Annotated in this window: 9 protein-coding genes and 2 pseudogenes; 2 read left to right on the top strand and 9 right to left on the bottom strand. The window is 58.1% G+C overall.

The genetic code is table 11. From position 1 onward, the window contains the following. The first annotated feature begins 56 nt into the window (after positions 1-56). Positions 57-1,868 (top strand): DNA ligase D, encoded by a 1,812-nt coding sequence (gene ligD, locus SJ05684_RS05440; protein ID WP_034858897.1) that lies wholly within the window; start codon positions 57-59, stop codon positions 1,866-1,868. A 432-nt stretch (positions 1,869-2,300) separates the two neighbouring features. On the opposite strand, the pseudogene SJ05684_RS05435 reads toward ligD, so the two are convergent. The 7 genes and pseudogenes from SJ05684_RS05435 to SJ05684_RS05405 all read right to left on the bottom strand — a co-directional run. Continuing rightward, positions 2,301-3,026, bottom strand: a pseudogene (locus SJ05684_RS05435) (efflux RND transporter permease subunit); the annotation flags it as partial. A 57-nt stretch (positions 3,027-3,083) separates the two neighbouring features. Further along, positions 3,084-3,218, bottom strand: a pseudogene (locus SJ05684_RS30210) (ATP-binding protein); the annotation flags it as partial. Between the two features lie 186 nt (positions 3,219-3,404). Next, the gene (locus SJ05684_RS05425; protein WP_157212024.1) at positions 3,405-4,274 is read right to left on the bottom strand and encodes a hypothetical protein; all 870 of its coding nucleotides are present in this window, start codon (positions 4,272-4,274) and stop codon (positions 3,405-3,407) included. A gap of 211 nt (positions 4,275-4,485) precedes the next feature. Further along, a complete protein-coding gene (locus SJ05684_RS05420; RefSeq protein WP_034858815.1) occupies positions 4,486-6,081 on the bottom strand; it encodes a hypothetical protein in 1,596 nt (531 codons plus the stop codon). Positions 6,082-6,347: 266 nt separating this feature from the next. Further along, the gene (locus SJ05684_RS05415) at positions 6,348-9,326 is read right to left on the bottom strand and encodes a TrlF family AAA-like ATPase (protein ID WP_157212022.1); all 2,979 of its coding nucleotides are present in this window, start codon (positions 9,324-9,326) and stop codon (positions 6,348-6,350) included. Between the two features lie 123 nt (positions 9,327-9,449). Further along, a complete protein-coding gene (locus SJ05684_RS05410; RefSeq protein WP_050980196.1) occupies positions 9,450-10,184 on the bottom strand; it encodes a DUF1353 domain-containing protein in 735 nt (244 codons plus the stop codon). 82 nt (positions 10,185-10,266) lie between these two features. Then, a complete protein-coding gene (locus tag SJ05684_RS05405; protein WP_162098824.1) occupies positions 10,267-11,004 on the bottom strand; it encodes a BRCT domain-containing protein in 738 nt (245 codons plus the stop codon). 133 nt (positions 11,005-11,137) lie between these two features. Between SJ05684_RS05405 and SJ05684_RS05400 the strand changes: the two genes are divergently transcribed. After that, positions 11,138-12,217 carry an IS630 family transposase gene (locus tag SJ05684_RS05400; protein ID WP_037446536.1) on the top strand — a complete coding sequence of 360 codons (1,080 nt, stop codon included), beginning with the start codon at positions 11,138-11,140 and terminating at the stop codon, positions 12,215-12,217. A gap of 751 nt (positions 12,218-12,968) precedes the next feature. On the opposite strand, the gene SJ05684_RS05395 is transcribed toward SJ05684_RS05400, so the two are convergent. Beyond that, entirely contained in the window at positions 12,969-14,585 is a 1,617-nt protein-coding gene (locus SJ05684_RS05395) for a GMC family oxidoreductase (protein ID WP_034859539.1), read from the bottom strand. 30 nt (positions 14,586-14,615) lie between these two features. Further along, positions 14,616-15,392 carry an enoyl-CoA hydratase-related protein gene (locus SJ05684_RS05390; protein ID WP_034859538.1) on the bottom strand — a complete coding sequence of 259 codons (777 nt, stop codon included), beginning with the start codon at positions 15,390-15,392 and terminating at the stop codon, positions 14,616-14,618. Positions 15,393-15,394: the final 2 nt, after the last annotated feature.

Genomic DNA, 15,394 nt, shown 5'->3' with positions numbered 1-15,394 from the left:
ATTTGAATCGTGACATGGAGGCTGCCTTGAAGGGAAGCGCCGAAAACCGAAGCCGGATCCGTGGCAACAACGGGCGAAGTCCGGCATCCTCCGCATTTCAATTGGCCGAAATCGACGCAAAGAAATCCGCCTTCCCCACTTTCATTGAGCCCTGCCACCCGACGCTGAAGAGGCGGCCACCGGGCGGGCCGGACTGGGTTCATGAGATCAAGTTTGATGGCTACCGAGCGCAGCTACACATCAATGGCGGCAAGATTACAATTTACACGCGGACCGGGCTTGATTGGACGAAGGAGTTCAAGTCAATCGCGACGGCTGCGGAGGACCTCGCTGGCCATGACGCGGTGATCGATGGAGAGGTCACGGTCTTTGGCAAGACCGGGCTTCCCGATTTTCAGGCACTTCGGCGAGAGCTCGCAAAACGCTCATCGCCGCACCTGACATTTCAAGCGTTCGACCTGCTCTATTTGGACGGATACGACCTCCGACGCGTACCGCTGATCGAGCGCAAACGAGTGCTGCGCGAACTACTCGAAGATGCTGCCGGCACCATCGCCTATGTCGACCATCTCGAGCTTGACGAAGGAGAGGCGATTTATCGGCACGCCTGCGAAATGGGCCTGGAGGGAATTGTCTCAAAAGGAAAGGATTCGCGATACCGATCGGGGCGGCAGGAAATCTGGACAAAGACGAAGTGCACGAAGCGCGACGCCTTTCCGATCGTCGCTTTCGTGGAAAAGCTCGGCGCGCAGCCGCGGAGGATCGCCTCGCTTTATCTCGGACGCTGGGAGGGCGATCTCCTCGTCTATGCCGGCAAGGCCCAAACCGGCTACACGCTAACGGCGGCACGCGAGGTGCGGGAGCGGCTCGATCCCTTTATCATCGGCAAAAGCCCCCTCTCCCATCCGATCAAAAAGCCCAAGGCGACCTGGGTGGAACCGCAGGTCTACGCTGAGATCGACTATGGCGGAGTGACGGACGACGGCCTGCTGCGCGAACCTGTGTTCAAAGGCTTGCGGGATGCCTCGCCAGAAGCCGCGCAACCGCGACCGACCGCTGGCCCTGCCTCGGTCCGAGTACCCCGCGAGAACATATTGCAGTTGCTGCCGCACGCCGTTGCGCCCTCGAAGGAAGAGCTTGCCAACTATTGGACGCGCGTCGCCGATCGGGCCCTGCGGTTCCTCGGTGGCCGTCCGTTGAAGCTGGTGAGACACATCCACGGCACCACGTTCTACCACAAGGGACCGCTGCCGCCGATCCCACCCGAGGTCCACCAGCTTCGCATCCAGAAGCGCGAGGGCGGCGAAGGGGTGCGGCTATGGATCGATGATCTTGCCGGATTGTTGGGGCTTGTCGAGATCGGCGCGGTAGAACTGCATCCCTGGGCGGCGACCGTCGATGATATCGAACACGCCGACACGCTGATCTTCGATCTCGATCCAGGCGAAGGGGTATCGTGGGAGTTCGTCGTCGCAACCGCCTTGCGGCTGCGGGAACTCCTCGAGGCGGAGGACTTCAGAACCTGGCCAAAACTCACCGGCGGCAAGGGCGTTCACATCATGGCCCCACTGCCGGCGCAGATGACCCATAATGTGGCGCACGCCTATGCCAAACGCCTGGCGCAGCACTTCGCGGGTACGGACCCCGACCGCTACGTCACGTCGGCACAGCTTTCGCACCGGCCGGGAAAGCTGTTTCTGGACTACTTGAGGAACGGCCGCGGCACCACCGCCGTCGGCACCTACTCGCCGAGGGCCCGATCGGGATTTCCGGTCGCGGCTCCGGTCACCTGGCGCGACATCGAGCGCGGGATAAGACCGGATGCGTTCACGATGGAACGTCCGCCAAAGCGTCGCAACGTCCTTTAGCGCGCATTCAACTCACTCGCTCGGCGCAGTGATCCTCCAGGCGAGCTCCTGGACTCCGCGCGCCTCGCAAAAACCAACAAACGCAGGTCGCCAGAGCGCGGGGCTCCAGTGCGCTCGAGCTGTGCATCGGTGAGCCAAAAGCTCATCAGACTCGCGGATCCTCCCGGCCACTTGAATCACGATGGCGTGCCCGATGGAATCGGGAAGTCCGCGACGTCAGCACTGCGCCAAATGGGGGCTTGCTGCTGGAGACCCCTGCAGGTCACGATCCGACCCTCTGCAGCCGTCTGATACGCAATGCGGCAAAGACCGCTTGGAGCCCAATCCGGTCCTTCCAGGTGTCGCCGTCAGCGGCACAGGTCGATGGTGAGCGGGGGGTCGTGGCAACAGCGCTGTAGGGCAACATTCCGCCAACGACCCGACTGTGCCGAGTTAAGGTTTTGCCAGTGTTTGTGCATCAGCGGCGATGGATACGAAGTGCCGCTTGAAAGCGATATGTAGATCGTCAATCAGCGTGAAGATTGTCGGGATGACGAATAGGCTGAGGAAGGTTGACGTAAGTAGCCCGCCGATCACAACGATCGCCATTGGCTGTCGGAAGCTGGGATCGCCGCCGGTCAGGCTCAACGCCACAGGGATCATTCCTGCGCCCATCGCAATCGTCGTCATGATAATCGGCCTTGCGCGCTTGTGGCATGCGTCAACGAGTGCGTCGAACCGCGGCACACCTTGCCGCCTCGACATGATCGCGTACTCGACGAGCAAGATCGAATTCTTGGTCACGATACCCATGAGCAGAATCAGGCCGATCACCGCCGGCATGGAGAAGCTCATGCCCGTGACCAGCAGTGGAACGAGTGCGCCTCCGAGTGCCAATGGAAGCGCCATCAGGATAGTGACGGGCTGAAGGAAATCGTGGAATAGAAGGACAAGGACCGCGTAGACGCAGAACACGCCGATTGCCATTGCTATTGCAAAGCTCTCGAAGAGTTCGGAACTCTGCTGCAGTTCGCCCTGCTGGACCTGATAAACCCCCGGGGGCAACTGGCGAAGCGCTGAAAGCGCCTGCGCCTCTCGGTTCACGTCACCAAGGATGCGGCCGTTGAGTTCGACGGAGAGGGTGACGTTGCGGGCGCGATCGATGCGGTTGATTTCCGAAGTGTTGATTGCCACTGAGAACTGACCCGGCATTTCCACCGAGAATTGACCCGCCTATTAGGTTTTGTTCGGGTCGGCCGTAGTGGTCAAGCTCTTCCTTTTCTCCTTCGTAGCGTTGGTCTCGTGTGCCGAGCTATTCTTGAAGCGGAAGCTGTCGTTTCCGGTTTCAAGGATGTGGCAATGATGGGTTAGTCCTTCGGGCGGCTTTGCGATTGCGCAGCACGCGCCAATGAGTGCTCAGCCTACGCCGATGCTTCATCCGAAGGGGCTCATTGGCGCGAACCCCTGCCTCAGCAAAAACGTCGATGTCGGAGCACCGCAAAACCAAGCTAGCGGTCCCTGACGCGATGGGGTTGCCGCAATCAGGGGGCTAGCCAATTAGCCCGGCTGCGGCCCGCCGCGCTTTGCATTGTGGGCGGCGTGGAACTCGTCTCTCGTATTGATCCGCTCCCCTGCATCGGCTTTGGCGGCGTCCCAGCGAGCCCTTAGCCATAGGTACTTCGCGAGTGTGCCTTCGTCGTTGTGATACTGCTCGATCCAGGTGTCGATTTTGCGCTCGATGATCTGCGCTAGCTTTTCAGTCATCGCGTAGCCGGTCAGGAAATCCGTTTCGTAATAGCCGTCGTCGCCGCGGACGGCAAAATGCCAATGTTTGGGTAAGCCGGAGGCCGCCGCTTTAACATCATCGTCGAGCGCTCGGTCGATGATAACCCGAGGCATCTTCGCCACCTTGCTTTCGAGATGATAGGCACGATTCATCGCAGGTCCGAAAGCTATGGCATCTGTGTGGAAGAGCGACCCCACAGTCACTCCCCCACGTAGCGGCAGACCAAGCATGACCATGCTGGCCTGGAATTCCGTAACGAACTTCAGCAGCCGGAAAAGGTCGCGATAATCGGCGTATGGAAAAGAGACGATCACGCTATCGGAAAATTGCGAATATTCATCCCGCGAAGGATGGTCCGCAGTCTCCGTCTCAACATAGTCTTGCGCTCGTGCCGCGAACGACCATACCGCATTCAATAACTTTTGCCGGAGCTTTGGGTCCGTGTCCGAATTTTCGACGGCCTGCCCCCAGCCGAGGATATCGAAGAATGCGACCGCCCGTGTTTGGTATTCAACTGGCGCATTGGCGTCGTACGTCCTGACGAAGTTTCGCGGGGTTCGCTGCCTCTCTTCTCGGGAGGTAACCTTAGGTCGAAGCGTTTGCAATAACCCATTAAGTATCGTCATGACGATGTCGATCATGGCCAACGTTTTTGGTTTGTCGACCCGCTATGACACATTTCTCGCCGGAATGCTCGGATCATGGCCCGGAGAGGCGATATGTTTCGGTAAGAGCGCGATCTTGCTGGATTATTTCTGACGAAAAGGGGCGGAGCTCCTTTCTGGAGACAGCGCCGAAATCCGATGGATGGCGCCAGCGGCCGTTGAACGAGGACGAGGCTTGGCACCAGCGTCAGCCTTCAAGCTGCCGTGCCAAGCGCTTGATCGCGACGCGATCGGAATCGACCACGAAAAAGTATGGTGTTGGATATCCCTGGACCCAGGTGCCGGAGACCCGACCCTCGCCGATCTTCGAAAGGATTAGCCCGACGGCGGGATTGAACCGGCGCAGCGGCATGCCGCTCTCCGCATGCAAAGCGGGCACGTCCACCGAATCCTTTGATAGGATGAGCGGAATGAGTTGAAGCGCATCGCCGACGGGATCGCTTCCCATGCAATGCGGGTCGAATGTCAGGAATAGATCCTCTCGGACATGCACCCGGGGCAATCGTTCTGATATGAGGTGAGTCAGGCTCACGTAGCCGTCCTCGGCGAGGTCGGCGGTCGCCTCGGCTAGTTGATCCGTCGAGAGGCTCGGGAAGGCCTTAACCAGGGAGTCCTTGTCCACGTGCCCGGGCAGGCCATCGGCAGATGTCATGCAGATCCATTTACCCACGGCCGTGCCTTCCGAGCTAAGATCGCCAATGGTCTCGGTAGGTGAAATCATCGCATCCTCTTCGTCCTGTACCGCCGGAGACGGCAGGGGCAAGCCCGCCAGCATGTCGTCGATGCGCCGGACGACCTTGCGGCAGAGCGCGGCGAAGGACCGGACATCGGCGGCCACCAACTCTACAGTCTCGCCCAACTTCGCCTCCTTGGCGTGCTGTACGAATTTCGCATCCACCACACCGAGATTGTGCCCAATCAAGTGCCTTTTTTGGATGTTAAGAGAAAGCACTGCCAGCTCCTGCGCGTTGAGCTCGGCGAAGGGATCGAACGAGAACTCGCCGAAGCGCTTACGGCCCTTGTCGATGTTTTGGAAGTCGTTGCCAGCCGGTTTGACCTGCCCAGCCCCGGAAGGCCGATTCTCGATACGATGGGCGTACGCGACCTTGAGAGTCGCCTCGAAGGCGGTGAGCACGTCCTCGTGAGCATTTCCAAGCAATCGGTAGGCTAACTCTTGGCGATCTTTCCCCAAAGCTTCCGCCAGCTCTACCTGCTGCCCGACCAGCTCGACTTCGCGAGCGAAATGCAGCGCCAAGTTGGGCGCTCCGCAATCCGGGCAGAAAAGGGCGATTGCAAAAACCCCGTAGTCCCGCCCGCAGCAGTCGCAAACCAACAGGCGCATAAGGTCGCGGCGTCCAAACCGCGGGCGCGGCTGGTTCCGTCGAGGGGCAGGTTTGTAGGTAAGCGACTTGCTACCTCGCGCGACACCAGCCAGCATGCCCGAGATCGCGTCCTGCATGTCCTGGAGCGCGGCATGTTCCACCACCTTGATGGCTGCCTTGCGATCATCCGGATGCACGAACTCTGCATCGTCCGCCCTGACGCCGCTATAGGGGCAGACCGTGCCCGGAGTGCCGGGAGCATGCTTCATCCGCCCGACCTTGTCCGGATCGGTAACGAAGCTAGCGACCCGGTCGCCCAACACGAAGTGCCTGGGATGGGCGTCGACGTTGGGTGAATACCGATAAACCCTACCATCCGGCGTCTTTGGAGAAGGGATACTCAACTGCATCTTGTTGCTGGTGCCGCCCACGCGCATCTTCTCAAGTCGTTTCATCTTCATCGGCGTCCCTCAAGCGACTCGGTGGTCGTCACTATCTTATCCGTTTCCAGTCGCAGTAGTTCGGTCGGGCCTATCGTCCACTGCTCGCCGCATCCAAGGCTTTCGCTCAATCGCGTCGAGGCGGCAGTGCAACGCTTGCTGAATAGCCCCATCAGCAAAGAACGTCGCCCGCGCCGATAGTGGCGACCGCGAACCGTTGGGTGCCTAAGACCGCAATCTACGGTTCGGCCAATAAACGGCATGAAGGGCACCCATCAAGCGGAGAGCTACTTGATCTGGTACGCAAGCCGGCGTTGCACAAACGCCGGCTTTGAACCCTCCAGAATCTTCACGATAGCGTCATTGATACGCGGATTTTCGATAGATCCGGATTCATAAGTAAACTTGTAGCCAGCCGCTTTGTCCAAAGTCACGTAAAGTACCTGCTCGGCATCCGCCCCAACTGCCAGATTAGGATTGTGCGTGACCAAAATCACTTGCCGCGTCTTCTTGGCCTCGCGAATACAGTTCGCCAGGACAGTAAATATGCTGTCGTTATCGAGATTATCTTCCGGCTGATCGATAATCAGCGGCGTTTTCTCCATGTCGAGATGCAGATAGAAGACCAGGAGCAGCAATCCCTTTTCACCAGGAGATAACTCGTTTAGATTTTTCCCACCGAGACGAAGCTCGTATCGCGCGTCAAAATATTCAAATGAGAACAGCAGGTCATATAAACGCTTGACGTCCTTCACCTGCTTTGTGATGCCTGCCTGCGCAATATCTGCGACTATTCTATTGGCAAAACCTAGGATGCTCTCGACATTATTCCAGTTCACGTCCGCCATACGGGTATCAAGTTCAGCCTGACCCTGCGCAGTGCCGCGGAATGGACCGCTCGCCGACTGGTTCAAATGATCGAAGAAATCTTCCGCGAGGTCGTGAGATGGTACGAAAGAGGCATCAATCGTAACCATGAACGCCTCAGAATTTATTGTCGTCAGCCGATCTTCGACGCTCGTTTTGAGAGCTTCATAGAAAGTCCGAACCTTTGTCTTTGCTTCAAATATAGACCGCGAAATCTTGTCGCGATCCTCGTATCTTTCGTCAAGTTTGGCGCGCAGCCCTTCGTCGATATAGCGAAGGCGTCGCTCCAGATCCTTGATGGTACCGGGCTTCGGGCTTTCCTCTTCCCCCATAACGGCGGTCATTTTTGATTGAACGTCTGACAGGGCCTGCACGTATCGCTGATATCTGCGTTGCGGCGCGGACAGCGTTTCCTGCAAGCCTTTAAGTTTCTCAGCCAGGAACTGATATGCCGCACGAAGATCGGGCACGCTGGACAGCGCCGATAAATCGGTGTCGTCGGAAACCGGCTTTCCGCTCGCAAGCTCCAGCGCTTTCACATCAGCTTTGAGCGCTGCGATTTTGTCCTCAATCGGCTGTGTGTCGATCCGGTGCGAGACAATGGCGTCGATATCAAAGCCAAACCGTTTGCAGGTGGAGCGAAGTTCCTCTTTGCCCTCCTTGACCTGGGAGTCGATTGTGGCGAGGGCTTCCTTGAGCGTGTCAAGCTCAACTAGGTCCGTTTTAAGCGCCGAAACGCGCTCCACCGCAGCTCTTCCCCGCTCTTCGATATCCTCTTGAACCTGCCTCACTTCTTCGATCTGGCGGGTTACGACCTGCTGCGCTGGCGTTTCGCCTTCGGGCTTCGGTTCTTCCTTGGGTTTCGATTTTTCAAGAACGCGATATTCTTCACGCTTCTGATTTAGCTCTTCGTTGAGCCGGGTCTTGGTTGACGGATCGGCCTGATTTTCCAGATCAACGATTTCGATATTGAGTTCGCGAAGCCGGACCTTGAGGGCGCTGATATCGCTCTTGCTGTGAACGGTTTTAAGCTCTTCAAGCTCCGCGAAGGTTGATTTCCCCATACGATCGGATTTCTCGACATGGGAGAATACAACCTCTTCGATTTTTCGACGAAAGGCTTTGACTTCGATCTCGTTGGTAAGGCTCTCAAAGTAGTTTTGGGGAAGGTATTTTACGGCTTCCGGCTTGAGCGTATCCACATCGGCATCAAGTCGTTTCGAAGGGTGTGCTCCGCTCGCCCAAATCAGCTCACCGGTAAAGTTCTCTGCGTAGCCCTTTTGCCTGAACTTTCTGTTCCGGGCATCGTCGGTCAGAAAGGAGAAATGGTCGAACTGTCGCGATTCGCCTAGAAGACCGATGATGTCGGCGATAGCGCTCTTACCGCTGCCCTTGTTGCCGATGATCGCGGTAAGCTCTGGGTTGAACGGAATATCCACGTTCTTGAACCAGGAGCCATTATTGCCGGGATAGCCGGACACCTGATTCGCTTTGAGCCCAGCAATGAAGCGGGTGGCATCTTGATCGAGTCGCTCCAAAACCGCCGGACGTTCTCCGATATGAACGCGGCCCTTCGGCTCAAAGAGAGTCTGTCGCAGTCCGCGAAACGTCAGGTCGGCCTTAATCCACGTTGGCTCGTAACCGGCCTCGTCCCCCGACAAGCGGGCAAGGTCTTCAAACGAGTGCGCATCAGAACCAGAATAGACCGGCTTCTTATGGCTTTCGGAGCCGTCTTCATAGCGGTCAGATTTCAGAAAATGGTCCGTATTCTTCGATGATCCGAAGAAGGCATCGCTTGCCTTATCAAGCTCGTCGGAAATCGACATGCTGCGCGGCGATTTGCTGTCAACGCCACGAAGCCCATCGTTATTTGCTGCCGTGACAATGATGTAGGCAGTCTCGTCCGGGAAAACCTTCGCGAGAGCTGATTTAAGGTCAGTAATGCTGACCGTGGCCTGCTCGTAGTCCTCTTTGGAGGCTAACTCCCGGCAGCGCAGGCGCGCTCCATCGCGGGTTTTGTGCGTGTGCAAATCACTTAAAAGGGTGCCGAGTTTTTCCCGCGTAGCAACGTTGGGATCGATCAGCACGTGGGTGTGAACGTTACGTCCGTCGGAACTAACCGTTTCAGTGAGGCGAAACTCGATATTCGGAACGAAGAACTTTTCGCCCTCTGGGTGGTGTTGTCGATAGGCCTCCGAAACCGAAAAATAGCTGTCGAAGGAGAAGTAGTCGGTAATACCGAAAGCCTGAACATCGGAAGCCTCCAGCTCGTCAACGTAACGTTTCAGAGTCTCGTCTGTCGCTCCACCATAACTGTCGGACAGCCTCGTTCCCGGTGCATGTAGATGTAAATCCCACCGCTTCCAAGTTGAACCTATCTTTTGAAGAGAACCTGGCACCCCAAGCACCCCATCTTACCGCGCAGCTTCAGCAGCGATATGTCCAGAATCATGTTTTCGAATCCATGAACAGATGAGGAATCAACACGCCTGGGTAGTCAATAGGCAATGCCCTTCGCCACGTTACCGATCGAAGCTGATGCGGCCTACGATCACAGCAGCCGATCGAGTCCGGAACGAACGTACTTTGCTCGCGATGTCCAGGTTTCGTCGCTTGGCCTCCTCCGTCGTCGAACCCGGTATTGCTCGTTCGATCTCCTCGAGATGCTTTGGCGAAACAGCGTCCTCGTCGCACTGTCCGGGGCGACCGTTCCAAATCTTAGCGGCAATCGGACTTCGGACGGCGGCCGTGATCGCATTCTTGGCCACGTCGTTTTCGGAGACGACCCTTTCCGCCATAAGCGTCTGGATGGCCTCCCCGAGAATTCTTCCAGACTCGTCGAACTCGATGTCCGCCGTAGCCTGGTAGATCGGATCCGTCTTGCCGTCCTTTAAGCAGTGATGCGCAGTGAAGAGCCAGTCGTGCACCATATAAGCAGGTGCATATCCCCAAGGGTTGAAACCTCGAAAAGGTTGCACAATCCTCGGGACCGAGCCGCCGTCCGTATACATCACTCTTGGGGAGATAGGCCGAGAGTTCGGCGCAGCGCGTGTGAAGGTAAGTCGCTTGTCTGGATCGGGAACGAAAACGAACTTGCCGTCCCCAGCACCATCGCCTTCACCCACCCACATGACGATGAGGGTACCGGAGAATTTTCCCGCCGGAAGTTTGTCGAAATTGATCGTGGTGCAAGTGGACAAAGCGCAACCAACAACAAATGCAATGCCTAGTGAGCTCAAAAGCCTGAAACCGGGCATGCCACGCGTCGCTCCGCCTCCATCACGCTGCCCCGAAGGCGAGCGCTGCTTCTTGGACCGTATCGGAATCGCCGGTATTCTATTATCGAGACAGTGCATGGGCGAGGGTGCCCTCGTGCACGAGATTGGGACCTTGACCCTCCTTGCGCAGTTCGATTGCCCGCATGATCTTCAAGCCTTCGTGGCTGTGCCGCCAGTCGCGTGAAGCCTCGGCCGCGACGCACAAATAGTGCGTGTTTCTGCAGACGCTGTTCTTGAACTCTCCACCGCGATCCAAAATCATGCCTTGGATTGCCTTGCGGGGACCGAGGGTAAACTTGCCGGTTAGGACAAACATTCGGTTGTCGAAGACGATGTCGTTGTGATCATCAAGAGCGCCTTCGAGCACGCCGACGTTGCCAAAAGTAGCAATCCCGGTGTCTGTCGCGCTGTCGCCCACAAGGTGCGTGATCCAAGAGCAGATGTCGTCGGATTCTTCAGGTGTAATTCTGCCATCGGCGATGGAACGGCGCGCAGCGTTCCTGAGGTTTAGCACCCGGCGGTCGTCCCGGATCTTTGAGTAGCTGTCCAGCCTTGAAATAAGTGTTTCGACTTCACCGAGAGTGATCCTGTTGTCACAGGCAATACCTGCGCAGAATCCATAGAGCTCGTTGATCTCGTCCTTCTCACTCTCCAGGAAGAAATCTCTCGAGCGCATTGCGACGATGTTCTCGATTATGTCGAAGATCTCGTTCGGCTCATCCTTCCAGATCAGTAAATCTTCGACAAGCTCAAGAGCATCGGGGTCGTGAAGTAGGTTCAGGAAGTTTTGGGCTTCCACCTTAAGGGGTTCGTATTCGGTCGTTTCGACCTTATTGCTGGCTAGGATGCCTTTGAGAAAACCTAGTGGTATCCGCCTAACATAAGAGTCCGTATGGGATTCCCTTTGGCGAGTGCGTATGCGAGTGTGGCGCATGCGCACAGGAATAGCCTTCACCGTTTCGCCGACCGATCGCCAACGCCTGAGAGCCCTCATCAGTGATCGCAATGCGCCGCAGAAGCACGTCTGGCGCGCCGAGATCATCCTGCTGAGTGCCGATGGCGTCGGCACCGTCGAGATCATGCGACAGACCGGCAAGTCGAAGACCTGCGTGTGGCGCTGGCAGGAGCGCTTCGCCACGGAAGGCTTCGAGGGTCTCTTGCGCGACAAGACGCGCCCCTCGCGCATTGCGCCGCTCGGGCCGGAGATCGGCGAGCAGGTGGTGGCGCTTTCGCTTGCCGACCCGCCGGGCGAGACGACGCACTGGACTGCCGACATGATGGCGGCCGAGGTGGGCGTCAGCGCCAGCGCGGTGCGCCGCATCTGGAAGGCGCACGGTCTCCAGCCCCACCGCTGGCGGGCCTTCAAGCTCTCCAACGACCCGCAGTTCGTCGCCAAGCTCAAAGACGTTGTCGGCCTCTACGTCGACCCGCCGGCCCATGCCATCGTGCTGTCGGTCGACGAGAAGAGCCAGATCCAGGCGCTCGACCGCACCCAGCCCGGCCTGCCCCTGAAGAAGGGCCGGCTCGGCACCATGACCCACGACTACAAGCGGCATGGCACGACCACGTTGTTTGCCGCCCTCAACGTGCTCGACGGCACCGTCATCGGCAGGAACATGCAGCGTCACAGGCATCAGGAGTTCATCCGTTTTCTCAACGCCATCAACGCCCAAGTGCCGGCCGACAAGGCGATCCACGTCATCCTCGACAACTATGCCGCCCACAAGCATCCCAAGGTGCGCGCCTGGCTCGACCGCCATCAGCGCTTTACCTTCCACTTCACGCCGACGTCCTGCTCGTGGCTCAACGCCGTCGAGGGCTTCTTCGCCAAACTGTCGAAGCGTCGCCTCAAGCGCGGCGTCTTTCATTCGGTCGTTGACCTCCAGGCCGCCATCAACCGCTTCCTTACAGAGCACAACCAACAACCCAAGCCCTTCACCTGGACCGCCGATCCCGACAAAATCATCGCTGCCGTCAAACGGGGGCACCAAGTGTTAGATTCCATCCACTAGCCAATAGGCGATCGCCTTTCTGTTGTTAGATCGCGCATGAATCCGCCGCAGTTCCGGCCCCTCAACCTCAAGCTGACGTTTCGTGTCGACCACCGTATCCCCCTTGCAAGTTCAGCACTTGTGCAACCTATCAACGAATTTACGGAAATGCGAGGCCAAGCAGTATCCACAGCGGCGAAACATGGCTGCTGTGGCGCCTGCGGCGACCCAAGCAGCCCGGTTAACAGTGGATGTGTCCAGCGAGCACAGCGGGTCGCCATTGCGGACGAAAATCAGTCAGGTGCCTGAGGTTATTCCACAACCGCTGCTGGCGCTTTCCCGGCGTGGCCGCGGGCTAAGCAGACCGTCGGCTTTCAAGAACTCGATAGGGCGCTCTGAACGACCGATACGAGGGCGCGAAGTCGCCAGAACCACCCCAGCTTTGGCTAGGGAGCTGCCACCGAAAAACTGAGAACGCCCCTCACGATGAGTTCATCGCGCATTCGTTTTGGTGCGCCATCGTATCAGGAGGGTCAGAGCAGAGACGATCGCAGACAGAAGTGATCGGTATCGGCCATTGCAACGAGTCCTGGCGACCAACGGTTGCAGAGACTGTGAGACCGTTGGGGCGGCGCAACATTTCACACATGTTCCAACGTCCGCCGCAAGTGCACGGCTGGACGATCTCAAATCAACCCGGCTACCATGAACCCTGATCTGCCCACGCGGACGTCCAAGAGGATGCGGACCGCCTCTTCAGAACCGCCCATGCCTAGGCCGCATGGATACGCGTGACCACGTCCTTGACGACGCCGCGCTTGATCATGTCTGCAGCTTTTTCACCGATCATCATGCTCGGTGCATTCGTATTGCCGCTCAGCAGGACCGGCATGATCGAGGAGTCTGCCACCCTCAGGCCTTGGAGCCCCCGGACGCGGAGTTGCGGATCCACTACGGCGCTTTCATCGATACCCATCTTGCATGTGCCGACGGGGTGATAGTCGCAGCAGGCGTACTGGCGAACATAGGCCATGATGTCCTGCTTCGACTTGGCATCCGGTCCCGGAAGACGCTCGATCTTGATGTACTTCGCGATCGCCGGCTGGGAGAGAATCTCACGGGCCGTCTCGATCGAAGTCAGCGACATGTTTCGGTCGTACTCGTCCCCGTGGTAGTTCGGATCAATCAACGGCTCATCAGCCGGATTGGATGAACGAAGCCCGATGGATCCGATGCTCCTTGGCCTCAAGAACGTCGTGTTGACAGTGAATCCATGGCCGTCGAGACGGGTCTGGCCGCCGCGAACGACCATCGCCGGCGCAATGTGGATCTGCATGTCCGGCCTGCCGTTCTTTTCGGTCGAAGCAAACCCACCACCCTCGACAATCACCGACGCCGCCGGGCCATTTCGATAGAGCAGCCAGCGCAGCCCGTGGAGTGCTGCGTGCGGGAAGCGGTCCTGGCCATCGTAGCTGATTGGATCCTTCAATGTGACGTGCACATTCGAGCAAAGGTGGTCCTGAAGATTTTTGCCGACACCTTTAAGATCATGCGTCGATTGGATGCCGATCTTCCGGAGTTCATCAGCATCGCCAATCCCCGACAGCATCAACAGGCGTGGCGAGTTGATGGCCCCGCTTGTCACGATGACTTCGCGATTGCAGCGGATCGTCTGCACCGAGCGTCCCTGGGCCACCTCGACACCAACGGCGCGATCACCCTCAAGGACGATACGGATCGCACGCGATCCGGTCATGACGGTGAGGTTCTTTCGTGACTTAATCGGGTGGAGATACGAGACCGCCGAACTGCGCCGACGTCCGTCGCGGCAGGTTACCTGATAGAGGCCCGCCCCATACTGCGTCTCGCCGTTGAAGTCCGGGTTGTAGGGCAGGCCCCAGGATTGGCAGGCGCGAACGAACGCCTTGGAAATTTCATGGGGGCTGACCTGATCGGATACCCAGAGTGGTCCGCCCTCGCCGTGATATTTGTTCACGAGGCGGTCATTGTCCTCGGATTTCCGGAAGTACGGCAGGACGTCCTCATAGCTCCAGCCTTCGTTTCCGAGCGCCGCCCAGTTGTCGTAGTCTTCCCGCTGGCCGCGGATGTAGATCATCGCGTTGATCGAACTCGAACCACCGAGGGTTTTGCCTTGGGGGTACCAGATTTCACGATTGTCGAGGTTCCTCTGGGGAACCGTCTTGAACCGCCAGTTCACGCCCGGTCCGAACAGCTTTCCAATTCCTCCGGGGATATGGATCATCGGATTCCAATCGCGGCTTCCAGCCTCGAGGAGGAGCACCTTCACGGAAGAGTCTTCCGTCAACCTGTTGGCGATGACGCATCCGGCCGAGCCAGCGCCGGTGACAATGTAATCGTAGTTTTCCACTGCATTCCTCCCGATCCCGTTGGGGATCAATCAACGTCCCTTGAACACCGGCGCCCGTTTTTCAGCAAACGCCCGCAGTCCTTCCATTCGGTCTTCCGTCGCGAAAGCTTCGACGGTCAGACGCCGTTCCTCCAGTATGCCTTCCGCCAGCGGAAGTTCGAATGCTGCTTGCACCGCACGCTTCGCATAGGGCGTAATCGCAACCGAACGGGCCGCGATAGAAGAGGCCACCTCCACCGCCCGCGCGATAAGCGCCTCGGGACTTACAACCTCGCTTACCAGCCCCTTCCGTTCGGCCACTGCGGCATCGACCATCTCCCCGGTCAGGATCATCTGCATCGCGAAAGAGCGGCCAACAGCACGCGGAAGCCGCTGCGTGCCGCCGTCTCCCGGAAACGACCCGATCTTGATTTCCGGCGCAGCAAACTTCGCGACGTCCGATGCAATAATGATGTCGCAGACCAGGGCGAGTTCGAGTCCACCGCCGAGAGCGAATCCATTGACGGCCGCTATGAGCGGCTTCGCGAATGTCTCGATCTTGTGCCAGCGATCGAGGCGGTCGGGGTCGACATAGGATTCGACCCCGCGCAGCAGCATGTCGGAGATATCCGCCCCTGCGGAAAATGCTCGCCCATTGCCTGTCAGGATCACGCACCCGATAGCCGGGTCGCTTTCCGCATCGGCAAGGATTGCGATCAGATCCTTGAGAAGCTCCTTCGAAAGGGCATTCAACTTCTCCGGCCTGTTCAGCCTGAGAAGCAGCACTCCTTCGGCAGGGCGTTCTTGCAGGACGAGCATTTCAACCATCG

It is taken from the genome of Sinorhizobium sojae CCBAU 05684, assembly GCF_002288525.1.
Lineage (GTDB): Bacteria > Pseudomonadota > Alphaproteobacteria > Rhizobiales > Rhizobiaceae > Sinorhizobium > Sinorhizobium sojae.
This window is presented reverse-complemented; position numbering and strand designations above follow the sequence as displayed.